The sequence below is a fragment of the Lactobacillus sp. genome (assembly GCF_051893255.1).
In the GTDB taxonomy this organism is placed as follows: domain Bacteria; phylum Bacillota; class Bacilli; order Lactobacillales; family Lactobacillaceae; genus Lactobacillus.
Map to the genome: position 1 here is coordinate 1 of NZ_JBJFHB010000082.1, position 23,391 is coordinate 23,391.

15 protein-coding genes, 3 tRNA genes and 1 pseudogene are annotated in these 23,391 nt (G+C 49.0%); all 19 read right to left on the reverse strand.

Annotated elements, in window-relative coordinates; genetic code table 11:
* Positions 1-85 precede the first annotated feature (85 nt).
* Positions 86-3,757, reverse strand: a complete 3,672-nt coding sequence (rpoC, locus tag ACI4WN_RS07645) for a DNA-directed RNA polymerase subunit beta' (RefSeq protein ID WP_439777679.1) — start codon at positions 3,755-3,757, stop codon at positions 86-88.
* 15 nt (positions 3,758-3,772) lie between these two features.
* Positions 3,773-7,441 (reverse strand): DNA-directed RNA polymerase subunit beta, encoded by a 3,669-nt coding sequence (rpoB, locus tag ACI4WN_RS07650; RefSeq protein ID WP_439777680.1) that lies wholly within the window; start codon positions 7,439-7,441, stop codon positions 3,773-3,775.
* Positions 7,442-7,650: 209 nt separating this feature from the next.
* Positions 7,651-7,989, reverse strand: coding sequence for a bacteriocin immunity protein (locus ACI4WN_RS07655; RefSeq protein WP_439777681.1), 339 nt, complete (start codon positions 7,987-7,989; stop codon positions 7,651-7,653).
* Between the two features lie 126 nt (positions 7,990-8,115).
* Positions 8,116-10,578, reverse strand: a complete 2,463-nt coding sequence (locus ACI4WN_RS07660; protein ID WP_439777682.1) for an ATP-dependent Clp protease ATP-binding subunit — start codon at positions 10,576-10,578, stop codon at positions 8,116-8,118.
* A gap of 12 nt (positions 10,579-10,590) precedes the next feature.
* Entirely contained in the window at positions 10,591-11,061 is a 471-nt protein-coding gene (locus ACI4WN_RS07665) for a GAF domain-containing protein (RefSeq protein ID WP_009558003.1), read from the reverse strand.
* Positions 11,062-11,269: 208 nt separating this feature from the next.
* A tRNA-Gly gene (locus tag ACI4WN_RS07670) sits at positions 11,270-11,344 on the reverse strand.
* A 131-nt stretch (positions 11,345-11,475) separates the two neighbouring features.
* Positions 11,476-11,549: transfer RNA gene (locus ACI4WN_RS07675), tRNA-Pro, on the reverse strand.
* 6 nt (positions 11,550-11,555) lie between these two features.
* Positions 11,556-11,627 (reverse strand) — tRNA-Gly (locus ACI4WN_RS07680).
* Positions 11,628-11,857: 230 nt separating this feature from the next.
* Complete coding sequence (locus ACI4WN_RS07685) at positions 11,858-13,150, reverse strand: O-acetylhomoserine aminocarboxypropyltransferase/cysteine synthase family protein (protein ID WP_439777683.1); 1,293 nt, start codon at positions 13,148-13,150, stop codon at positions 11,858-11,860.
* A 626-nt stretch (positions 13,151-13,776) separates the two neighbouring features.
* A complete protein-coding gene (locus ACI4WN_RS07690; RefSeq protein ID WP_439777684.1) occupies positions 13,777-14,178 on the reverse strand; it encodes a hypothetical protein in 402 nt (133 codons plus the stop codon).
* Positions 14,179-14,355: 177 nt separating this feature from the next.
* Positions 14,356-15,879 carry a lysine--tRNA ligase gene (lysS, locus tag ACI4WN_RS07695; protein ID WP_439777685.1) on the reverse strand — a complete coding sequence of 508 codons (1,524 nt, stop codon included), beginning with the start codon at positions 15,877-15,879 and terminating at the stop codon, positions 14,356-14,358.
* Positions 15,880-15,893: 14 nt separating this feature from the next.
* Positions 15,894-16,928: a tRNA dihydrouridine synthase DusB gene (dusB, locus tag ACI4WN_RS07700; RefSeq protein ID WP_439777686.1), complete on the reverse strand. Its 1,035-nt coding sequence runs from the start codon at positions 16,926-16,928 to the stop codon at positions 15,894-15,896.
* A gap of 117 nt (positions 16,929-17,045) precedes the next feature.
* Positions 17,046-17,933, reverse strand: a complete 888-nt coding sequence (hslO, locus tag ACI4WN_RS07705; protein ID WP_439777687.1) for an Hsp33 family molecular chaperone HslO — start codon at positions 17,931-17,933, stop codon at positions 17,046-17,048.
* 45 nt (positions 17,934-17,978) lie between these two features.
* A complete protein-coding gene (gene ftsH, locus ACI4WN_RS07710) occupies positions 17,979-20,225 on the reverse strand; it encodes an ATP-dependent zinc metalloprotease FtsH (RefSeq protein WP_439777688.1) in 2,247 nt (748 codons plus the stop codon).
* A gap of 95 nt (positions 20,226-20,320) precedes the next feature.
* Positions 20,321-21,631 carry a tRNA lysidine(34) synthetase TilS gene (gene tilS, locus ACI4WN_RS07715; protein WP_439777689.1) on the reverse strand — a complete coding sequence of 437 codons (1,311 nt, stop codon included), beginning with the start codon at positions 21,629-21,631 and terminating at the stop codon, positions 20,321-20,323.
* Between the two features lie 77 nt (positions 21,632-21,708).
* Positions 21,709-22,062, reverse strand: coding sequence for a S1 RNA-binding domain-containing protein (locus tag ACI4WN_RS07720; protein ID WP_008462662.1), 354 nt, complete (start codon positions 22,060-22,062; stop codon positions 21,709-21,711).
* Positions 22,062-22,442 (reverse strand): FtsB family cell division protein, encoded by a 381-nt coding sequence (locus tag ACI4WN_RS07725; RefSeq protein ID WP_008462661.1) that lies wholly within the window; start codon positions 22,440-22,442, stop codon positions 22,062-22,064. The genes ACI4WN_RS07720 and ACI4WN_RS07725 overlap by 1 nt, the downstream gene beginning before the upstream one ends.
* Before the next feature lie 79 nt (positions 22,443-22,521).
* Complete coding sequence (locus ACI4WN_RS07730) at positions 22,522-22,764, reverse strand: RNA-binding S4 domain-containing protein (protein WP_009557996.1); 243 nt, start codon at positions 22,762-22,764, stop codon at positions 22,522-22,524.
* A 109-nt stretch (positions 22,765-22,873) separates the two neighbouring features.
* A pseudogene (locus tag ACI4WN_RS07735) lies at positions 22,874-23,391 on the reverse strand (RNA-guided endonuclease IscB); the annotation flags it as partial.

Consider the following 23,391-nt stretch of genomic DNA (forward strand, 5'->3'; position numbering starts at 1 on the left):
ACCTGCAGTTTTGGCTATAGAAAAAGACCACAAGGCTTTCCTTGTGGTCTTTTTTGCTTTTTCAAACAGGATCAGGCTTCAGTCCTTAATCCTTGCTTTCTTCACTTTCTTGGTCCTTGTCGGCCATTTGCTTTTCCAAATCCGCAATTGAGTAGACTGAGTCTGGTTGTTGCACGTCAGTCTTTGGAGTTTGGTCGCGGTAGATTGGCATCCCAGTACCGGCTGGAATGATCTTACCGATGATGACGTTTTCCTTCAAACCAAGCAATGGGTCGTTCTTGCCGCGGATTGAGGCGTCAGTAAGAACTCTCGTGGTTTCTTGGAAGGAAGCAGCTGACAAGAAACTGTTAGTTTCCAAGGCGGCCTTGGTGATACCCAAGATGTCAGCCTGGCAAGTTGCAGGAATCCCGCCGCTGATGATGACGTCGCGGTTGCGGTCACGGAATTCAGCGATATCCATGACTTCACCTGGCAAGATATCAGTTTCACCTGGGTCCAGAACGCGAACCTTTTGCAGCATCTGTCTAGTCAAGACTTCAGCGTGCTTGTCGGCCAAGTCAACACCCTGAGTCCGGTAGGACTTTTGCACTTCGGCCAAGATGTATTCTTCAGTCGTCAAAGTGTCGGTAACCTTGATGAGTTCCTTAGGGTCGATAGAACCTGGGATCAGCTTGTCACCGCGGTGGATTTCGTCGCCTTCTTGAACGGCTGGCTTAGCAGTGTAAGGGATCGTGTAGACACGAGTGTCGATCTTGCCCTTAACCGTGATTTCTTGCAAGTGTTCAGCAGCGTTGCTTTCAATCTTGTCAACGACACCGTCAACTTCAGAGATTACCGCACGACCCTTAGGGTTACGTGCTTCAAACAATTCTTGAACACGAGGAAGACCCTGAGTGATGTCTTCTGCGCCGGCAACACCACCGGTGTGGAAAGTACGCAGAGTCAGCTGAGTACCTGGTTCACCGATTGATTGAGCGGCAACAGTACCAACTGCTTCACCGATTTCAACTTCTTCAGCAGTTGCAAGGTTGCGGCCGTAGCACTTGCGGCAAATACCGTGGGAAGTGTTGCAAGTCAGGATTGAGCGAATTTCAACTTCTTGAACGCCGGCATCAACGATCTTTTGAGCCATTTCTTCATCCATCAAGACGCCCTTAGGGCAGATAACTTCGCCCGTTTGTGGGTCTTTGACAGTCCGGTTAGTAAAGCGGCCAACCAAACGGTCGTAGAGGGATTCGATCAAACCAGCATCCTTGTCGATGATGGCTCTGGCAGTAATGCCGCGGTCAGTGCCACAGTCGTCTTCACGGATGATAACGTCCTGGGCAACGTCAACCAGACGCCGAGTCAGGTAACCAGATTGAGCGGTCTTCAAGGCCGTGTCAGTCATCCCCTTACGAGCACCGTGAGTTGACATGAAGAGTTCCAGAACCGTCAAGCCTTCCTTGAAGTTGGAGATAACTGGAATTTCGAAGAGCTCACCACTTGGCGTAGCCATCAAACCACGCATCCCGGCCAACTGGGTAAAGTTGGAGATGTTACCACGGGCACCAGACTGCTGCATGACTGAAATAGGGTTTCTTTGGTCCTTAAATTCAGCGATTTCCTTTTGAACGGCATCCTTACAGTCAGTCCAGATCTTGATGATGTTGTCGTGGCGTTCCTTGTCGGACAGCTTACCACGGCGGAACATCTTGGAAACTTCCTTAACTTGCTTACGAGCTTCAGCAACCAAGGCATCCTTAGTCTTGGTTTCTGGAACGTCGGCCATCCCGATGGTCAAGCCAGAGATGGTTGAAGCTGAGTAGCCCATTTCCTTCAAGTCGTCCAAGTATTCAGAAGTTCTTTGTACCCGGTAGCGCTTGTAGATTTCAGAAATCGTGTCACCCAAGAAGCCCTTCTTAAATGGCGTAGCTACCAAGTCACGGCCAACTTCAGCAATCTTGTCGTGGATGTCTTCACCGTTTTCCAAGAAGTACTTGTCAGCCATTGGACCAGTCAAGTTGTCTTGAGTTGGTTCGTTGATGTAGAAGTAGTCATCTGGGAACAGGGAGTTGAAGACCAAACGGCCGTAAGTAGTGATGAAGATGCTGTCATCGTGACCCTTGCCCCATGGCTTAGCTGGCATTGAAGCAGCTGAAACGCCGATGATGGTGTGGTAGTGGATGTCGCCATTGTTGTAAGCAATGGTTGCTTCTTCTGGAGTAGCAAAGATCATGCCTTCGCCTTCACGGCCAAGTTCAGCCTGAGTCAGCCAGTAGTTACCCAAAACGATGTCCTGCGATGGGGTAACGATTGGCGTACCATCCTTAGGAGTCAAGATGTGGTGAGCTGCCAGCATCAACAGTCTTGATTCAGCAACAGCTTCATCTGACAAAGGTACGTGGATGGCCATCTGGTCACCGTCGAAGTCGGCGTTGTAGGCTTCACAAGCAAGTGGGTGCAAACGCAAAGCCTTACCTGGAACCAAAACTGGTTCAAAGGCTTGGATTGACAGCCGGTGCAGGGTAGGTGCGCGGTTCAAGAGAACTGGACGTTCCTTGATGACGTATTCCAATACGTCCCAGATGTCGTCGTCTTCACGGTCGATCTTGCGCTTAGCGTTCTTGATGTTAGAAGCGATGCCCCGGCGAACCAGTTCACGCATAACGAATGGCTTGAAGAGTTCCAAGGCCATTGGACGCGGAACGCCGCATTGGTACAGCTTCAGCTTAGGTGAAACGTCGATAACTGAACGACCAGAGTAGTCAACACGCTTACCAAGCAAGTTTTGACGGAAACGACCTTGCTTACCCTTCAGCATGTGAGAAATTGACTTCAGTGGACGGTTACCAGGACCAACCACTGGCCGGCCGCGGCGACCGTTGTCGATCAAGGCGTCAACGGCTTCTTGCAACATTCTTTCTTCGTTTTGCACGATCAAGCCTGGTGCGTGCATGTCCAAAAGCTTCTTCAGACGGTTGTTTCGGTTGATAACCCGGCGGTACAAGTCGTTCAAGTCGGAAGTAGCGAAACGGCCACCTTCCAGTTGCACCATTGGACGCAGGTCTGGTGGAATAACTGGGATAGTTTCCATAACCATCCATTCAGGCTTGTTGCCACTGTTCTTGAAGGCATCCAAGATGTCCAAGCGGCGAATTGCGCGGGTACGCTTTTGCCCCTTCAAGGTTTGCAGTTCAGCCTTTAATTCAGCAACTTCCTTGTCCAAGTCAACTTGCTTAAGCAAATCACGGATGGCTTCAGCACCCATCTTAGCAACGAAGCGGTTGCCGTACTTAGCTCTTTCTTCTCGGTATTCAGCTTCAGTCAAAAGCTGCTTAGCTTCCAAACCGGTGTCGCCTGGATCGATCACGATGTAGGCAGCAAAGTAGATAACTTCTTCCAATTGCTTTGGTGAAACGTCCAAAACCAGACCCATTCTTGAAGGAATGCCCTTGAAGTACCAAATGTGGGTTACTGGTGCGGCCAATTCGATGTGGCCCATCCGTTCACGGCGAACGTGAGAAGTCGTAACTTCAACGCCGCAGCGGTCACAGACGATGCCCTTGTAGCGAACGCCCTTGTACTTGCCACAGGCACATGCATAGTCCTTGGTTGGCCCAAAGATTCGCTCATCAAACAAACCGTCTTTTTCTGGCTTTAAAGTACGGTAGTTAATGGTTTCAGGCTTCTTAACTTCCCCGTATGACCAGCTTCTAATCTTGTTTGGTGAAGCCAAGCCAATTTGCATGCTTTCAAACTTATTTACGTCGATCAAAGTTTAACCCTCCAATTACTTAGAAGCATTTTCGTCATCGCTGGCGCTGTCTACAGCGGCATCAGCATCGGCAGTTTGATCAGCTGCTTTGGCATTTGCTGCTTCTTCTTCAGCGATTTCGGCTTCTTCTTCGGCCAACTTCTTCTTCTCTTGCGCTTCGGCAAGGCGAGATAAAGTATCGATGTTTACGTGTTCATTGGAGTCTTCGTCCATGTCGCGCAGTTCAACTTCGTTTTCGTCGCTGTCCAAAACGCGCAGGTCCAGACCCAATGATTGCAATTCCTTAACCAAAACCCGGAATGATTCTGGAACGCCTGGCTTAGGAATTCTTTCGCCCTTAACGATGGCTTCATATGCCTTAACACGGCCAACAACGTCGTCTGACTTGTAAGTCAAGATTTCTTGCAGAGTGTAGGCTGCACCGTAGGCTTCCAAAGCCCAAACTTCCATTTCACCAAACCGCTGGCCACCAAATTGTGCCTTACCACCAAGTGGTTGTTGGGTAACCAGTGAGTATGGCCCGATGGAACGAGCGTGGATCTTGTCGTCAACCATGTGAGTCAGCTTCAGGTAGTACATGACCCCAACTGATACCCGGTTGTGGAATGGCTCACCGGTCCGGCCGTCGTAAAGAACAGTCTTACCGTCTGAGTCAACGCCGGCTTCTTTTACCAAGTCCCAAACGTCATCTTCGCTAGCCCCGTCGAAGACTGGAGTCGCAACGTGGATCCCAAGTGCGCGAGCTGCCCGACCCAAGTGGATTTCCAAAAGCTGCCCGATGTTCATACGTGAAGGCACACCCATTGGGTTCAAGCAGATGTCGACTGGCGTACCATCTGGCAAGTATGGCATGTCTTCTACTGGAGCAACCAAGGCAACCGTACCCTTGTTACCGTGACGACCGGACATCTTGTCACCGACTTGGATCTTTCTCTTTTGGACGATGTAAACCCGAACCAGGGTGTTAACGCCTGGAGCCAGTTCGTCGCCGGCTTCACGGGTGAAGACTTGAACGTCTTGAACGACACCGCCGCCGCCATGTGGCACCTTCAAGGAAGTGTCACGAACTTCGCGGGCCTTTTCACCGAAGATGGCGTGCAAAAGTCTTTCTTCAGCGCTCAGTTCGGTAATCCCCTTAGGGGTAACCTTACCAACCAAGATGTCGCCGTCGTGAACTTCAGCACCGATCCGGATGATACCATTTTCGTCCAGGTCCTTCAGTGCATCTTCACCAACGTTAGGGATTTCCCGAGTGATTTCTTCTGGCCCCAGCTTGGTGTCACGAGCTTCTGAGTCGTAGTCTTCAATGTGAATTGAAGTGTAGACGTCTTCCTTAACCAAGCGTTCGCTCAGCATGATGGCGTCTTCGAAGTTGTACATGTTCCAAGTAGTGAAGGCGATAACTGGGTTTTGACCCAAGGACAGTTCACCGTCAGCCATTGATGGACCGTTGGCAATTACTTGGCCCTTCACAACGCGGTCGCCAGTTGAAACGTTTGGAGTTTGGTTGTAGTTCTTAGTTGCGTTTGAACGACGGTACTTTTCAAGCGTGTAGCTGTCAAGAGTTTGGTCGTCGCGGCGAACGCGGATTTCGTTAGCGTCTACGTATTCAACGACACCGTCAGCTTCAGCCAGCAAAGCGTCACCTGAGTCGTGACCGGCACGGTATTCCATACCAGTGGCAACCAGTGGGCTGTGTGGGTTGATCAAAGGAACAGCCTGACGTTGGTGGTTGGCCCCCATCAAGGCCCGGTTTGAGTCGTCGTTTTCCAAGAATGGAATACATGCAGAAGTTACAGAAACAACCTGCTTTGGAATAACGTCCATGTAGTCGATCCGGTCAGGACTTACTTCGACGTTGTCTTCCCGGTGACGGCAAAGGATCACGTCATCAACGAATGAGCCATCTTCGTTAAGTGGAGTGTTGGCCCCAGCGATGATGTAGTTGTCTTCTACATCGGCAGTCAAGTAGTCGATCTTGTCGGTAACCTTGTGGGTGGTCCAAGATACGCGGCGGTATGGGGTTTCCAAGAAGCCGTACTTGTTGATGATGGCGTAAGTTGCCATGGAGTTGATCAAACCGATGTTAGGACCTTCTGGCGTTTCAATTGGGCACAAACGACCATAGTGGGTGTAGTGAACGTCACGAACTTCGTAGCCGGCACGGTCACGAGACAAACCACCAGGCCCCAAGGCTGACATACGACGCTTGTGGGTCAATTCGCCCAGTGGGTTGTTTTGGTCCATGAACTGGGAAAGTTGGGATGAACCAAAGAATTCCTTGATGGAACCAACGATTGGACGAATGTTGATCAGTTGTTGTGGGGTAACAGTAGCTGCGTCTTGGATTGACATCCGTTCGCGAACGACACGTTCCATTCTGGCCAAACCGATCCGCATTTGGTTTTGCAAAAGTTCACCAACACGGCGAATCCGGCGGTTACCCAAGTGGTCGATGTCGTCAACAGTACCAACGCCTTCTTGCAATTCCAAGAAGTAGTTGACAGAAGCCAAGATGTCAGCTGGAGTGATGCACTTCACGTCTTCAGCGATGTGGCCGTTTGAAATCAGCTTGATTTCGCGGTCTGGCACTTCACGGGAGAAGACCTTGATTTCTTGAACAGTGATTGGTTCAGGAATGGCACCTTCTTCTGATGGCGTGTAGGTAACAGTCTTGAAGTCGTCCCGGTCAAGGTATTCCTTCAAAGTGTCCATCACTTCGTTGTTAACAACAGTGCCCTTAGCTGCCAAAACTTCCCCAGTGTCTGGGTCAGCCAGAGTTTCAGCCAAAGTGTAGCCCAAAAGGCGGTTCTTCAAGCTCAGCTTCTTGTTAACCTTGTAGCGGCCAACAGCTGCTAAGTCGTAGCGGCGTGGGTCAAAGAAGCGTGATACCAACAGGCTGCGTGAAGAATCAGTGGTCTTTGGTTCACCTGGACGCAGACGGTCGTAGATGTCCTTCAAAGCTTCAGCAACGCGGCTGTCAGCAGGGTTCTTGTGAACGTCCTTGTCCAAAGTCAAGTTCAAGGTGTCGCTGTCGCCAAAAATTTCCTTGATTTCGCTGTCTGAGCCAAAGCCCAAAGCCCGTACTAAAACTGACAAAGGCAGCTTTCTAGTCCGGTCAACGCGCACGTAAGAAATGTTCTTAGCGTCAGTTTCAAATTCAAGCCAGGCCCCCCGGTTAGGGATTACCGTAGTACCGAAGATTTGACGGCCGTTCTTGTCAAATTCACCGCTGTAGTAAACGCCTGGTGATCTAACCAGCTGAGAAACGATAACTCTTTCAGCCCCGTTAACGATGAAAGAACCAGACTTGGTCATCAAAGGCAAGTCGCCAAAGAAGACGTCTTGAGTCTTGATTTCGCCAGTTTCGTGGTTAGTCAATTTCAAAGTCACGTGCATTGGTGCTGAGTAAGTTGCATCGTGCTTGCGTGATTCGTCAACAGTGTACTTTGGTTCTTGCAGCTTGTAGTCGACATATTCCAAAGTCAAGCGACCTGAAGTATCGCTGATTGGCAAGATGTCGTCAAAAACTTCCTTAATACCTTGATCAAGGAACCACTTGTATGATTCAGTTTGCACATCCGTCAAGTTTGGCAGCGGCAGGATTTCTTTAATCCGGGAAAAGCTGCGTCTTGTCCGGTGTTGTCCGTAATTTACTACGTGTCCGTTTAGCAAGGAAAACATCCTTTCTATCCTGTTTGAAGAAAGCAAATATTACATTTGTGTTACATTTAAAAAAAGCTGAGTAATTCCGGTATTTTGAGCATAAAAAAGACAAAAACGAACCTGTCGTTTTTGTCTCTATCATTTTACTGGACAATATATCAGTAAAATCCTGAACTTCAGCCTTTTAAATCGCTAAATATTGTACCACTTTTTTTCAATTGTTGCAACTACTTGCCGCCAAATAACGTTGCTGCAACGGTTGATAAGCCTGCCCCTGTATTTTGGTAGCTACCAGCAGTGATGCTCCAAAAAATCTCTTTTCCATGCGGACTTAACTGCGACTTAATCGCAACTGGCTGCAAGGCAATGCGCAAGTCGCGCATTACTTTACCAATATAGACCTTGTGTTCCAATTGATGCTTAGCTTCCAAAAGAGCTTCGCGCTCTTCTGCCGGCATTTCATCGTAGAGGGCATCGATAATGTTACTATAAAGCAGAATTCGACCATCTGGATCTTTTGGCTTTACTTGAACCGATTGCTGTTCTTTCTTCTTTTTGCCAAACACAGTTTATCCTCCTAAAAGTTAACATATATCCTCCTATAGCTGAACTTATGAGGACTATTATAGATCTAAGGCTGATAGTTTTTCAATTTTTTTGCAAAAAGTTCAAAGTTTATCTATCTATCGAATTTAATGCCCGCTAACCGTGGCCTTCTCCTCGCCCTTTTTGATAATGTCAAACTTCAGCTTGCCGCGGCTGGCACCAATCTTGATCGTATCGCCAGCTTGCAAGTCTTCGTTGACCAGGTATTGGGCCAGTTGGTCTTCCACTTCATCTTGGATGGTCCGGCGAAGTGGCCGCGCACCCATTTCTGGGTTGTAGCCATCCTTAGCCAGTTGGTCCAAGGCGGCTGGTGAGATCTTCAAGGTAATGTCCTTGTCAGCCAGGCGCTTAACCAATTTTCTGGTCAAGAGAGTAACAATCGTCCGCAATTGCTTTGCCGTTAACGGCTTGAAGACGATCTTTTCATCAATCCGGTTCAAGAATTCCGGTCTGAAGAAGTCCTTGGTTGCCTTGGCTACCTTGTCGGAGATAACCTTGGCCTGGTCTGGCTTGGTCTTGGCAAAGCCGACTTGGTTGTCTTCTTCCAAGGATCTGGACCCCAGGTTAGAAGTCATGATGATGATCGTGTTTCTAAAGTCAATCTTGCGACCTAAGGAGTCAGTCAAAAAGCCTTCATCAAGAACTCTCAATAAGACGTTGAAGATTTCTGGGTTAGCCTTTTCTACTTCGTCAAAAAGCACAACGGAGTATGGATGCTCGCGAACCTTGTTAGACAGCTGCCCGCCTTCTTCATAGCCGACATAACCAGGCGCTGACCCAATCAGCTTAGAAGAAGCTTCTTTGTCCATGTATTCAGACATGTCGACTCTGATGATGTTGTCTTCTGAGCCAAAGACAGCTTCGGCCACCGCCTTGGCCAGTTCAGTCTTACCAACCCCAGTTGGCCCTAAGAAGAGGAAGGAACCGATTGGGCGGTTTTCATCCTTCAAGCCGCTTCTGGACCGCCGAATGGCATTGGCTACTGCCTTAACCGCATCGTCTTGACCGATGACCCGCTCATGCAAGATGCCTTCTAGGTTGGCCAAGCGCTTGTTTTCGCTGGTCTTCAGCTGGGTAACTGGCACGCCGGTCCAGATGGAAACCACCTTGGCGATGTCTTCTGGACCAACCGTTGCCCGCTTGCTTTCCTTGCCAGCCAGCTTCTTAGCCAGGTCTGACCGCTTTTGCCGCAGGTCGATTTCCTTATCTCTCAAGTTAGCGGCTTGAACAAAGTTTTGTTCAGCAGCGGCATCATTTTTGGCCTTTAAGGTTCGGCTGATTTCCAGATCCAACTTGGCCAGGTCCTTATCATCGCCTGTGTCGTTAGCCAATTTCACAGCCGCACTGGCTTCATCGATCAAGTCGATGGCCTTGTCTGGCTGGAAGCGGTCAGCGATGTAGCGGCTAGACAGGTTAACTGCAGACTGCAGGGCTTCTTCAGACAAGGTTACCCGGTGGTAGTCCTCGTACTTGGACTTGAGCCCTTCCAAGATCTTCAAGGTCTCTTCCGTACTTGGCTCAGACAAACGAACTAACTGGAAGCGGCGGACAAAGGCCGAATCCTTTTCCATGTGCTTGCGGTATTCTTCAAAGGTGGTCGCCCCAATTAATTGGATGTCGCCCCGCGCCAAAGCTGGCTTTAAGGTATTAGAAGCGCTCATCGCGCCTTCAGCATCCCCGGCCTTGACCAAGGTGTGGATTTCGTCCACAAACAAGATCACGTTCTTGCTGGAGATGACTTCCTTAATCAACCGGTCCAGCCGCTCTTCAAATTCGCCCCGGTAGCGGGTGCCGGCGACCATGCTGTTGACGTCCAAGGAAACAACGCGCTTGTTCTGCAAGTCCCGCGGAACCTTTTTAGCCACAATGTCGCTGGCCAAGGCTTCAGCTACCGCCGTTTTACCAACGCCGGGCTCACCGACCAAGAGCGGGTTATTCTTGGTTCTTCTGGACAAAATTTGGATGACCCGGTCCAATTCTTTTTGCCGGCCGATCACGGGGTCAATGTCCCCGTTTTTAGCCCGCTTGTTTAGGTCTACGCCAAAGCGGTCCAGCATCGGGGTTTGGGACTGGCCACTCACCTGGCTTGAACCAGGCCGGCTCACTTCCCCATCGTCCAAGTTGTTGGCATCATCTAACTCATCTCTTAAGTTGTCGATGTCCACGTCCAGATTTTTCAAAATCATGGCTGACAAAATCTGCTCGCTGGAAACCAGGGCCTGCAGGATGTCGGTCGTTTCGATCTGCTTAGCGCCGCGGGCTTCAGAATTGCGCTTGGCATTTTCTAGAGCCAGGGTTAAACGAGGAGACATTTCCATAAAGGAGGCGCCAGCTGAAGAACCGTAGCCCGTGTAGCGCTCGATTTCTTCGCGTACGCCAGTTGGAGTCACCCCCATGGTCCGCAGGATCTTGCCCGCCTTACCGTCAGCCTCGATCACGATGGCCAAAAGCACGTGTTCGGTGCCAATTAAGCGGTGGTGAAAAGCCTGTGCCTGCTCCTTGGCAATTTCTAAAACTTGATTGCTGCTATTACTGTAAGAATTTTGCATAAAAACACCGCCTTAGTTCTGTGCTTGACCCAAGACTACGCCAGCAATCTTCTCCAGGTATTCCTGGTCAAGCTGGTCAAAATTGCTAAAAGTCGTTGAGTCAAAATCATATACGCCCCAAAGGTCGCCCTGCTGGTTGAAGATGGGCACCACAATTTCGGAATTAGAGGCACTGTCGCAGGCGATATGGCCTGGAAAGTCGTGGACATTTTCCACGATCTGGGTTGCCTGGTCCTTAGCCGCCTTGCCGCAAACGCCCTTGCCGATTTGGATGTGGACGCAGGCTGGCTGCCCTTGGAAGGGCCCCAAGATCAGCTCGCCCTTTTCAAAGCGATAGACGCCAGCAAAGTTGACGTTCTTTAATTGGTGGTATAGCAGGGCTGACACGTTGGCCGTGTTGGCGATCCAGTCGCTTTCGCCGTATACCAAGGCTTCGGCCTGCTTGAGCAAAAGCTCGTATTCTTCTTGACTTGCTGCTGCCATCTTGTTCCTCCATCATGCTCTAAAAAGTAGATAGTCTTTGTTTCTTCTTTTTTATTGAAAAAATCCTGAAAACACTATGCTTTGAAGCATAGCATTTAACTGTTTCAGTTACAAGCCGGACGCCTTTTCACCTACTTATTATAAGCTAGTTCAGCTAGAAAGTTAAAAAGGCAAAAAGAAAAGACCCGCTAAACAGCGAGTCTTTGTTTGGAGCGGAAGACGGGATTCGAACCCGCGACCCCCACCATGGCAAGGTGATGTTCTACCACTGAACTACTTCCGCGATACGTTTTTTAGTATAGCAGATGGAGAAGATTTTTCAAGCCTTTTTAGCAAAAAAGTTTCTCCAAGCTGATTTTACAAAAAGAAAAAAGCACTACTTAAACAAGTAATGCTTTGATCACACATTGGCTATCGGGAATGCAGGATTTGAACCTGTGACCTCTACGTCCCGAACGTAGCGCTCTACCAAACTGAGCTAATTCCCGAACTGAAGCGGAAGACGGGATTCGAACCCGCGACCCCCACCATGGCAAGGTGATGTTCTACCACTGAACTACTTCCGCAACACAATTATTAGGATAATCAAAAAAGGCGACTTGTGCAAGCCCTTTTCAGCTTATTTTTGTGAAAAAAGGCAAAATAAGACTCCTGCCGCTGGGCAAGAGTCCTACTTGATATTTCGTTTCGCTGTTTTTGTAAGTATTTGAGTTTTGTCTGTTGTTAGTTTGGTATTTGGTAGTTAGCTATTGGTATTTTTACTATTTAGAGGATTTTTTCTGTTATTTTTTCTGGCTTAATCCAGCTTGTCCAAGCCTTGCTCAAGGTCGGCCAAGAGGTCATTGATGTTTTCGACCCCGATTGACAACCGAATCAAGTCTGGGGTAATGCCCACGCTGGCCAATTCTTCATCAGTCAATTGGGCGTGGGTCGTGGTTGCTGGCTGAATGATCAAGGACTTGGCATCGGCCACGTTAGCCAAGAGGCTGAAGAGCTTCAAGTTAGAAATCAGCTTTTTGCCGGCTTCTGCCCCGCCCTTCAGACCAAAGGTGAAGACTGAGCCGGCGCCCTTAGGGAAGTCGCGTTCTGCCAAGGCGTGGTCTGGGCTGTCTGGCAATTTTGGATAGCGAACCCATGCAACTTTTGGATGGTTGGCTAAAAATTCTGCCACTCTTTCCGCATTGTAAACGTGGCGTTCTACTCGAAGAGACAAGCTTTCAAGGCCTTGCAAGAGCAAGAAGGCGTTGAATGGACTAAGAGCAGCCCCAGTGTCCCGCAAAACGGTGGCCCGGATCTTGGTGGTAAAGGCTGCTGGGATCTGGCCCCAAGTTACATCCTTGTATGAAGGGTCAGGATTGGTGAAGCCTGGGTAGCGACCAGAAGCAGCATAGTCAAACTTGCCATTTTCAACAACGACCCCGCCCATCGTGGTCCCGTGGCCACCGAAGAACTTGGTTGCAGAGTGCAAGACCACGTCTGCCCCATGCTCAAATGGCCGGTAAAGGTATGGAGTGGCGAAGGTGTTGTCGATGATGACCAAGACCCCATGCTTGTGGGCAATTTCGGCTACGGCATCAATGTTAATCAAGTTGGCATTCGGGTTGCCGATGGTTTCAGCATAAACCACCTTGGTATGTTCATTGATTTCCTTTTCAAAGTTGGCTGGGTCGCTTGGATCAACGAAATGAGTCTTGATGCCAAGCGGCGGCAAAGTTTGAGCAAACAGGTCGTAGGTTCCGCCGTAGACCGTTGACGCAGAGACGATTTCATCGCCGGCGCCCGCCACGTTCAAGATGGCTGCGGTAATGGCCGCTGCCCCAGTTGCCAGGGCCACGCCGCCGGTGCCGCCTTCAAGGGCAGCCACCCGGCTTTCAAAGACGGCCGTGGTTGGGTTGGTCAAGCGGGTGTAAATGTTGCCCGCATCCGTCAAGGCAAAGCGGCCGGCTGCTTGGTCGGCGTCATCAAAGACGTAAGAGGTCGTTTGGTAAATTGGAACTGCGCGGGCGCCGGTCTCGTCGATCGGTTGGCCTGCGTGGACCTGCAATGTTTCAAATGATAAACCTTCGTTACTGATTGGTGCCTTGCTCATAATTGTTACCTCACTGTATTTAAAATTAGTTTTGGATCGGCGTGTCTAGTCTGTTAGACTCGCTATTTTATCTTTTTTACTTTTGAAAAAATGCTAATTAAAATACAGTTCTACATGGCCGTTGTGCCAATGGCTGTTCCGCGCCAGCAAATGAGCCAGCGCTTGGTTTGCTGATACCTTTGTCTGCCCATAATTGCCTTTCTAAAAATTCAAATCAAAAAATTAGAGAAAATAAAAACCGCCCTCAGCGGGCGGCTTCATCATCTCATGAACATTCGCGCAATGCGCTGAACTAATGCCGGAGAGCCCGCTGGTATGTCAAAGAAGTCATGCTGCACATCAGCATCACCATCATTGACATCATCATCGCTGCATTTACAAAGACTAACATCGTGGGTTCTCCTTTCTTCATCAATCTTTAATTTATGTCTAAGTATACCAGGACTTTTTTCATTGTCAACGGCTTTTCAGATTTTTTCGCAAAAAAGGCAAACAAAAACCAGAAAGCTTACGCGTGCTTCCTGGCGACAAGTCCTATTCTGCAAATTAAAGGCGATAAACGGCAATTCATGAGCCTTTAATTTGTATTCAAATTATAACCCCATTTAAAGTAAAGTCAATCTATTTTACTTAAACAAAGTAAAGGAGTGCTGGGCCATGGCCAGGCCAGCGCTAACCACCAGCAGGATGAAGCCCAGCCAGAGCTGGACGGTTTGGTCGCTTTGCAGCAGCCAGACTCCGCCTAGGAAAAAGAAGCCGGCCAAGAAAAAGAGACTAAAGTGGGTCACCAGCAAAAGCGCCGTCAGAAAGAAGAAGATGCCGCTGTAGAGGTAAAAGAGCTCTTTTTTCAGTTTAGTCCACAGAAAAACGGGCGCCAAAAAATAGCAAAGGGCTACCCCAGCCGCCAGACCCGCTGGTAGATAATTATCCGCCAAAAGCAGGTCCAGGCCGTCATTTAAGGCCAAAAAGGCCGCGCCGATTGCCAAAATCGTCGTCATTAACAAGAGCAAGTGCTTATAAGTCGTCAAAAGATTAACCTCTAGTCATAATTGCTAGTTTAAATTGTTCTTATTTTAGCAGATTATTATAATAAATGCACTAATTTAAAAAGGCTTTCTAGTAATTTTTCACTCTTTCCAAGCAAAAAGCCCGCCTATCAACAAGGATAAGCGGGCTTTTTGTATAGTGCTATTTTTATAACACTATTACTTGTCTAAATTAATATTTTTTTCTTCGTCAACGATCTTTTCTGGACGCATGGTTGGGAAGAGCAGGACGTCACGGATGGACGCTGCGTTGGTGAGCAGCATAACCAAACGGTCAATCCCGATGCCCAGACCACCCGTAGGTGGCATCCCGTATTCCATAGCTCTCAGGTAGTCTTCGTCGATGATGTCGGCTTCGTCGTTGCCGGCGTCACGTTCAGCCATTTGGGCTTCAAACCGTTCTCTTTGGTCGAGCGGATCGTTCAATTCGGAGAAGGCGTTGCCGTATTCGTTACCCATGATGAAGATTTCGAAACGGTCAGTGAAGCGTGGGTCGTCAGCGTTCTTCTTAGCCAGCGGTGATACTTCAACTGGGTGACCGTAAACGAAGGTTGGGTCAACGATGGTCTTTTCACCAAATTCTTCAAAGAAGGCGTTGATGATGTGACCTACTTGCCAGTAAGGTTCCACTTCCACATGGTGTTCAGCGGCAATGTTGCGGGCTTGTTCCAAAGTCATTGGCTGCCAGAAGTCAACGCCGGTCAATTCCTTGATCAGGTCAACCATGTGCACGCGGCGGAATGGCTTGCCCAGGTCCAGGTCAGTGCCTTGGTAGTTGATCTTGCCATCTTCAGAAACCACCTTAGCAGCAGCTCTGATGATGCCTTCAGCTTCGTCCATAACGTCGTGGAAGTCGTAGTAAGCAGCGTAGGTTTCCAGTTCAGTAAATTCAGGGTTGTGCTTTAAGTCCATGCCTTCGTTTCTGAAGACCCGGCCGATTTCGTAAACTCTTTCCATGTCGCCGACGATCAACCGCTTCAAAGGCAATTCCAAGGCGATCCGCATGTAAAGGTTGATGTCCAAGGCATTGTGGTGGGTAATAAATGGACGCGCTTCGGCACCACCTGGGATGTTGTGCAAAACTGGCGTTTCAACTTCCAAGAAGTCTTGGCCGTTCAAGTAGTCGCGGATGGCTTGGATGATCTTGGTCCGGTTGACAAAGCGGTTGTAGCTTTCCCGGTTGGTGATCAGGTCCAGGTAACGCTGACGGTAAATAGCTTCAACGTCCTTCAAGCCGTGGTACTTGTCAGGAAGTGGACGCAGGGCCTTGGACAAGAAGGTAACGTGTTGAGCGCGAACAGACAATTCGCCGCTGTCAGTCTTGAAGACTTCCCCTTCAATGCCCAAGAAGTCGCCAAGGTCGGCCTTCTTGAAGACTTGGTAGTTTTCTTCGCCAACGATGTCCTTCCGAACGTAGATCTGAATCTTGCCGCTTCTGTCGTAGAGGTCAGCAAAGCCAACCTTGCCCTTGCCACGCTTGGCCAGCATTCTACCAGCAATCTTGGTTTTAGGCATGTCAGCGTTCAATTCATCCTTGTCTAAGCCAAGGTACTTTTCGTCCAGGTCCCGGGCCAAGGCTTCACGGTCGTATTTGCGGCCGAAAGGTTCGATGCCCATTTCCTTAAGTTCTTCTAGCTTTTGACGACGAACAAGCAATTGATCGTTAATTTCGTTCTTTGCCAACGTGTTATCCTCCATTAATTAGTTTCTGTATTAGCCTTGCGAGCGGCCTTAGCTTTTTCGCGCTTTTCATAAGTTTCGACGAAGTCATCAAGCAAGTCTTCGACTTCTTGCCGCGTCCAGACCTCATTTATTTTAGCACGAGTCCGGGCTGAACGGGGAATTCCCTTCAAATAATATGCGGCTTGCTGACGAAATTCGGGTACGGCCCGCTTTTCCCCATGCAAATCCACCAGTTCTTGCAGCTGATGCTTGGCGGTTGCGACCTTTTCCCGCACGGTTTGCTCAGGCAATTTCTCCCCAGTTTCCAGGTAGTGGACCATGTCCTGCAAGATCCAAGGATTGCCTAGGGCTGCCCGGCCGACCATGACGGCAGTTGCGCCGATTTCATCCAGGGCCTTTTTGGCCAGTTCTGGCGTCGTGATGTCGCCGTTAGCCACAAAAGGTACGTCCAAAACTTGCGCTACATCGTGCAGGGTTTCCCAGTCGGCTTCGCCTTGGTACATCTGCTTTCTGGTCCGGCCGTGCATGGCGATCATGGATGCACCGGCTTCTTGAGCAGCCAGGGCGTTTTCCACAGCGAAGATGTGCTTGCGGTCCCAGCCAATCCGCATCTTGACCGTCACGGGCTTTTCCACATTCTGGACCACCTTGTGGACCATTTGGTAGATCTTGTTTGAGTCAAGGAGCCATTTAGAACCGGCGTCAGTCTTGGTGACCTTAGGCACCGGGCAGCCCATGTTGATGTCGATGATGTCGGCATCAGTGTGCTGGTCGATGTATTGGGCTGCTTGCAAAAGGCTGTCTTCGGTCCCGCCAAAAATCTGGATGCTCATCGGGTGCTCATTAGGGTCCACGTCCAGCATGCTCAGGGTCTTTTGGTTGCCATAGATAATGCCATGGTCAGAGATCATTTCGCAGACGACCATCCCGGCACCAAATTCCTTGCAGACTTTTCGAAAAGCCATGTTGGAAACGCCGGCCATGGGCGCAACGACTACCCGGTTAGGGATTTCGATCTCGCGAATCTTCCAAGTATTGTCCTTTGCCATCAATCGAGGCTCCTTTCTCAGTTACAACCTATATATCATAACAAGAAAATTAGTAAAGGACAAATTTTAAATATCCACAAAAAAATTCTCTCGATAAAGAGAGAATTTTTTGCACAATTATTCAGCTTCGTTAGTCTTCTTCGCCAAAACATCCTTCAATTCAGCTTCAGAGAACTGGTACTTGTCGCCGCAGAAGTTGCAGACTAATTCTGCCCCGTGGTCTTCCTTGATCATTTCTTCTAGCTGTGTTGGCTTCAAGGTTGCCAAGAGCTTGGCGTACTTTTCCTTGGAGCAGTCGCAGTAGTACTTAACCGGCGCCGTTTCCAAGATCTTCAAGTCGTCGCCCAAGATCTTCTTAGCAAGTTCTTCTGGGGTCATCCCGTCCAAAAAGGCGCTGGATAGCTGCGGCAATTCCTTGATTCTTTCTTCAGCTTCCTTCAGTTCTTCATCGGTTGCCCCTGGCAAGGCTTGCAGCAAAAAGCCGCCCGCGGCCCCAATCGTGTTGTTAGGGTTGACGAAAACAGACAGGCCAACGGCTGAAGGCACTTGTTCTGACTTAGCCAGGTAGTAAGTGAAGTCTTCTGCGATTTCACCAGACACGATTGGCACTTCCCCAGTGTAAGGCTGCTTGAGGCCTAAGTCCTTGGTCACTTGCAGCCAGCCTTGGCCAACCGCCTTTTTCACGTCAATGTGGCCATCTTCTTTAGCTGGCAAGGCAATGTGGTTGTTTTGAATGTAGCCCTTCACCGTCAGGTCAGATTGAGCCGTTACGACGGTTGCCCCAACTGGGCCATTGCCTAAAAGGCGCACCGTCAATTCCTGCTTGCCTTTTAAGTCAGCAGCTGCGAGCAGCACTGCCCCCAGCAGAGTTCTGCCCAAAACGGCAGATGAGGCTGACCAGGTGTCGTGGCGCTCTTGGGCTTCCGCAACCAAGTCTTTTCCGGTCACTGCCAACAGGCGCAGGTTCTTGCTAGCACTTAAGGCTCTAACTAAGTAATCGTTCATGTTTCTTCCTCCATAAAAATAGAGCCGTTGCCGGCTCTATTTCTCTTATTCATCCTGGCTTGAATCGTCTTGATCCTTGTTTTGATCAGCTTCTTGATCCTCGCTAGGCTTTTCTGCTTTTTCTTTGCTTGCTAAGTCGTCTTCGCTTGGCGTCTTAACGGCTGATTCAGTCAGCTTGTCAAGGTCTTCTTTTGGAATAACCTTCTTTTCAACTGCAACTGGCGTTTCCTTGACTTGGCTATCACTTTCTGATGGCGTCTTCAAGGCTTCAGCCTTTTCAGCTTCTTCGCGGCGGTCTTCTTCAGCCTTCTCTTCTGCCTTTTCTTCTGCCTTCTTTTGGGCAGCTTCCTTAGCTTCTTCGTAGCTTAAGGCCTTGGCTTCAGATGGGAATTCTTCTTGAGACTTTTCAGGCATCTTGCCAGTCTTGTACAGTGAGTAGATTTGCTTTTCATCCAAAGTTTCGTACTTCAGCAAGGCTTCGGCGATGATGCGGTGCTTTTCACGGTTGTTTTCAACGATTTCAACCGCCTTAGCGTGGGCATCATCCAAAATCTTCTTCACTGCTTCGTCGATCTTGGCTGCAGTCGTTTCACTGTATGGCTTCATGCCGTAAGGAATGCCTTCGCCTTCCTTTTCCAGCTCAACCATCCCAAGTTCATCGGTCATCCCGTAGTTGACCACCATGCTGTGAGCAATTGCCGTTGCTTGTTCAAAGTCGTTTGAAGCCCCAGTTGACTGGTCGCCGACAACGACTTCTTCACCGGCACGACCACCCATCAGACCAACGATTTGCTCAAAGAGCTGCTTCTTGGTCAAGATGAATTGGTCATCCTTAGGAAGCATGATGTTGTAACCGCCAGCGCGGCCACGAGGCACGATGGTAACCTTCCGAACCGTTCTAGAGTCGCTCAAGACCAGACCACAGATGGAGTGCCCAGCTTCGTGGAAGGCAACTCTTTCGCGTTCCTTTTGGGAAATCATCCGGTCCTTCTTGGCAGGACCAGCGATTACCCGGTCTTCAGCTTCGTCGATGTCGGCTGCGGTAATTTCGTTGCCGTTTCTGCGGGCTGCGACCAAGGCTGCTTCGTTCAAGACGTTTTCCAGGTCAGCACCGACAAAACCAGGGGTTTGACGGGCAACTTCCTTCAAGTCAACGTCAGAAGCAAGCGGCTTGTTCTTGGCGTGAACGCGCAAGATGGCTTCACGGCCCTTAACGTCTGGCCGGCCAACCAAGACCTTCCGGTCAAAACGACCTGGACGGGTCAAGGCTGGATCCAAAACGTCAGACCGGTTGGTAGCAGCCATAACGATGACGCCTTCGTCACCTTCGAAACCGTCCATTTCAACCAAGAGTTGGTTCAAGGTCTGTTCCCGTTCATCGTTGCCGCCGCCTTGGCCATTGCCACGCTGACGACCGATGGCGTCAATTTCGTCGATGAAGATGATACTTGGCGCGTTCTTCTTGGCATTGTTAAAGAGGTCCCGGACACGGCTGGCACCAACACCGACGAACATTTCGACGAAGTCAGAACCAGAGATGGAGAAGAATGGAACGCCTGCTTCACCGGCAACCGCCTTAGCCAAAAGCGTCTTACCAGTACCAGGAGGCCCCTCAAGCAGGACACCAGATGGAATTCTGGCACCTAACTTGGTGTATTTAGCTGGATTCTTCAAGAATTCAACAACTTCCACCAGTTCCTGCTTTTCTTCTTCTTCACCAGCCACGTCGTCAAAGCGAACCTTGTTCTTCTTTGGATCTTGTGGCTTCACGTTGGAGCGGCCAAAGTTCATGATGCCATTGCCGTTGCCCCGGCCGCCTTGATTCATCATCATGACCATCATCACGATGAACAAAACGGTTGGCACCAGCATAATAATGGTGGAGATCCAGTTGCTTGACTGGGATTCCCCTTGGCTGCTCATCTTCACGCCGTTACTTTGAGCCAGGTCTTGCACCGTCTTCACGCTGGAGTCATTTTCCAGCATGGTGGTAGAGAAGCCAGTTACCTTTGACGAAGAGCCGGTGCCAAAGATATCTGAATTGCTTGAAGAACTGGTCGTGCTTGACTTGTAAGTACCAGTAACTGAGTAAACACCGTTAGATGGCTGGACGTTAAAGTCCTTGATCTTGCCTTGGCGCAGCTTCTTGACGAACTGAGAGTAGCTGATGTTTTCAGTTGCCCCAGTTGACGAGCTGCCACCAATGGCCCAATTGATTCCCCAGAGGAGAAGCAAAAATACGACTATATAGAATAGACCATTGCTAAATAGTCGATTCCGATTATTTTTCATAAATGACCTCCGTCAGATCGAAGAATTACTTATCAAATTCTAACATAAAAAGCGGCAACAATCGAAGAATTTACAAAGCTTTATGCTTCTTTATCCTAATTGCTTAAAGAACGGTCAAGCTCGTACAAATACATTTTTGACCCATTTTCCTCTCTTAGCTGGTAGCAGTTTTCAATAAAAAGCACTTCTTGTCCGGCCATCATGGCTAGACACCGGCTCCTCAAGGAGCTGGGAATACCTTTTTCCGCAAAAAGCTTTTTATTTTTAGCATGGTGACCGTCTGGCAGGAGGACTTTTTGTCCCACAGGCAGGCTGCCAAAGGAAATATTTTCTATTTCTTTGTCCATTTTTTTCTTTAAAGGTAAAACTGCCACAAGCTTTTTAGCCTTACTTCCAGCAGCTTTCTCAACAGTCAGCTGAAAACTGCGGCCTTGAAAGACAAAAGGCTGGTCTAGCTTAATGGATTGCTGCTTTTGCTCGGCAATTTCTTTTACCGGGTAGATCCAGCAATACTGCTGGTAAAACTGGATCCGCAGTCCACCCTTTTCTTGGGTCTTTTTCGCCGCAAGAAGTGCCCGGTTCAGCTGTACCTTTTCATTGTACTTCTTTTCGATTAAATCCTCTAGGTAAGCCTTTTCTATTTCCAGATCACAGGCCATTTTTTCCTGATCAATCCGGATCGCCCCCAGGAGCTCGGTAAAATCCGGCAAAGACCTGGTCTGCCGGGCTAAAAAAGCTTCAGTTGCCCCCACTTCTTGGCTGAAGCGCAAGGCATTTTTGATCAAGTCGGGATTTTCCGCCTTTAAAAGGGGAATCACTTGCTTCCTCAGCCGATTGCGGACCGTAATCGCCTCACTGTTCGTCTGGTCGACCACGTACGGAATATTTTTCTTTTCCACATAAGCCAGCAAGTCAGCCTTGCTGTAAGGCAGAAGCGGCCTTAAGACGATCAGATCTTTTCTGTGGCTAACGGCTTTTAAGCTGGCCATTTCCCGGGGAATACCCGACCGCAAAAACTTGATCATGATGTTTTCCAGCAGGTCATCCCCGTGGTGGGCGGTCAGCAGATACCTGGCCCCAATTTTGTCAGCCGTTTTTTCCAAAAAAGCGTAGCGGTAGTCCCGCGCTGCTGCTTCAAGTCCCTTTTGGGGATGAGCACTTTTCGGCCAAGTAGTTTCATGGAGGGGCAAATTGTACTTACTGCAGTAGTCCTGCAAAACAACTGATTCCTGCTCGCTCCCTTCCCGCATTTGGTGGTCCAAGTGGGCGACTGCCAAATCTACCCCCATTTGCCGCAGCAGATCCACTAAGGCCATGGAGTCTGGTCCCCCGCTAGCCGCGACCAAGAATTTTCTATCTAGCGGAATCTGATTTTTGATAAAAAAGTTTTTGATCTCAATTTCCATCTTTTGTCTTGATTTAAATCGTCTTCAATGTCTTTGCTTTTTCGATAGAAAAAGGCTGGCCCCCAACGGGCCAGTCTTTAATTTAAGCTTGCTTCGATTTTCTTGATCTGTTCTTGCGCCTTTTGGTCCACTTCGTTTAAGACCCGGCTAAAGTCTTTAGCCTTTAGGCTAGTAAACTGGTTAGTTGGATCCGGCAAGTCAGGGTCATTGACCCGGGACAAGGACAAGTCCAGTCGCCCCTTGCGGATATTCTGGATCACCACCCGGACTTCTTGCCCTTCTTTAAAGCGGGGCTTCTCCCTTTGCCAGGAGCTGCCAAAGTCATTACGGTGAACCAGACCGCTGCGGCGCCCTGGCAGAGTCACAAAGACGCCCAAGTCAGTGACGTTATTGACCACGCCGTCAAGCCTTTGGCCAACTTGGTATTTCATTACTTGTCTTCGCTCTTTTCCTTAACGTTGTAGACTTTTTCACCGCTCTTAGTGTACTTGTACTTATAGCGGATCAATTTAGCCACGTAGTCAGTATCCTTCATGTCGTCACGCTTGTTCTTCAAGGTCTGGTTAGTCGCCTTGATCTTGGTTAAGGTGGCCTGGTTTTGGCTCACTTCTTCAGCAACCTTGCGCGTGTTGTTCTTGGTCATGACTAGCTGAAAGGTCAAAATGGCACAAGCAGCCAAGATCACGGCCATGATCCGGTTGCGGCGCACCCGGTGAACTTCCCGATACTTTCTTTGTTTCTTCTTTAACAGGCTTACTTCCTGATCCGGTCTAAGGGGAGTAACCTTCTGATTGCGGTGATTATTACCCATAAGCTGTTATCCTTTAAATCCCTAAAAACTATAATAAGTTAAGTATAACAGTTTTAGCAAAAAAAGTCATTAAATCTTTTTAATCAACCAGCTCGTAAAGGTCGCCGGCTTCGGACTTTTTGGTCGTCTCTCTCAGGTCCAAAACTCGAGCCTTGACGACCCGCGTTCCGTAAGCAACTGCAATGACATCGCCAACAACGACATTGTAGCTGGACTTGACCGTCTTCCCGTTAACGCTGACGCGGCCTTGGTCGGCCATTTCCTTGGCCACGGTCCGTCTTTTGACTAAACGAGAAATCTTTAAAAATTTATCGATTCGCATATTCTTGCCTTTCTTTTTTAAAATTTTTCTTCAATGATTGTCAATGGCCAGCAAGCCCGGGATTCCACCTATTTCAATGGGTGGAGGGATAGGGTTTGCCGGCCTCTTCTTACTTAAATTCGTAAAACGAAAGCTTTTGCTCTGCTTTTTGCCAGCTGCCATTGTGCGTAATCAACTGGCACTGCTTTGAGTTGATATAATTTCTGCCATTGCTGACCACGTAATTGCCTAAGCCATCTGTCAGATAAACGAAATATCCATTTGACTTAAAGCCTTTTACATAGCCTTTGGCATGATTGCCTATCACACGAACGTAGTCATTCAGCCACAAGCCACGGGCATATTTCGTATTCTTCTCATTGCGCTTGGATGACGTATTTGGCTGCTTTCTGCCTTTTCTCGCAGTTGCTTCGTGAAGCGACCGCTTCTTCTTGCGGAACTGACTGATCATCGTCACCGCCAGTGGCATTTGACCAACCGACTTGATCCCGCTGATTGCGATTGCATCCATGAAGTGGCCTTTTGGCAAAAGAAGTTTTTTACGATCCACATAGGTTTGCGAACCGTACTGGAAGCTTGCTTCTGGGAAAGCAGTCATGATCCGCTTGCGCAGAATGTTCATGAACG

Coding starts and splice junctions, on each gene's coding strand:
- hslO (WP_439777687.1), bottom strand. CDS start 17,933: ATGAACGATTACTTAGTTAGAGCCTTAAGTGCTAGCAAGAACCTGCGC.
- dusB (WP_439777686.1), bottom strand. CDS start 16,928: ATGGCAAAGGACAATACTTGGAAGATTCGCGAGATCGAAATCCCTAAC.
- ACI4WN_RS07660 (WP_439777682.1), bottom strand. CDS start 10,578: ATGCAAAATTCTTACAGTAATAGCAGCAATCAAGTTTTAGAAATTGCC.
- ACI4WN_RS07725 (WP_008462661.1), bottom strand. CDS start 22,442: ATGGGTAATAATCACCGCAATCAGAAGGTTACTCCCCTTAGACCGGAT.
- tilS (WP_439777689.1), bottom strand. CDS start 21,631: ATGGAAATTGAGATCAAAAACTTTTTTATCAAAAATCAGATTCCGCTA.
- ACI4WN_RS07665 (WP_009558003.1), bottom strand. CDS start 11,061: ATGGCAGCAGCAAGTCAAGAAGAATACGAGCTTTTGCTCAAGCAGGCC.
- ACI4WN_RS07685 (WP_439777683.1), bottom strand. CDS start 13,150: ATGAGCAAGGCACCAATCAGTAACGAAGGTTTATCATTTGAAACATTG.
- rpoB (WP_439777680.1), bottom strand. CDS start 7,441: ATGTTTTCCTTGCTAAACGGACACGTAGTAAATTACGGACAACACCGG.
- ACI4WN_RS07730 (WP_009557996.1), bottom strand. CDS start 22,764: ATGCGAATCGATAAATTTTTAAAGATTTCTCGTTTAGTCAAAAGACGG.
- ACI4WN_RS07720 (WP_008462662.1), bottom strand. CDS start 22,062: ATGAAATACCAAGTTGGCCAAAGGCTTGACGGCGTGGTCAATAACGTC.
- ftsH (WP_439777688.1), bottom strand. CDS start 20,225: ATGAAAAATAATCGGAATCGACTATTTAGCAATGGTCTATTCTATATA.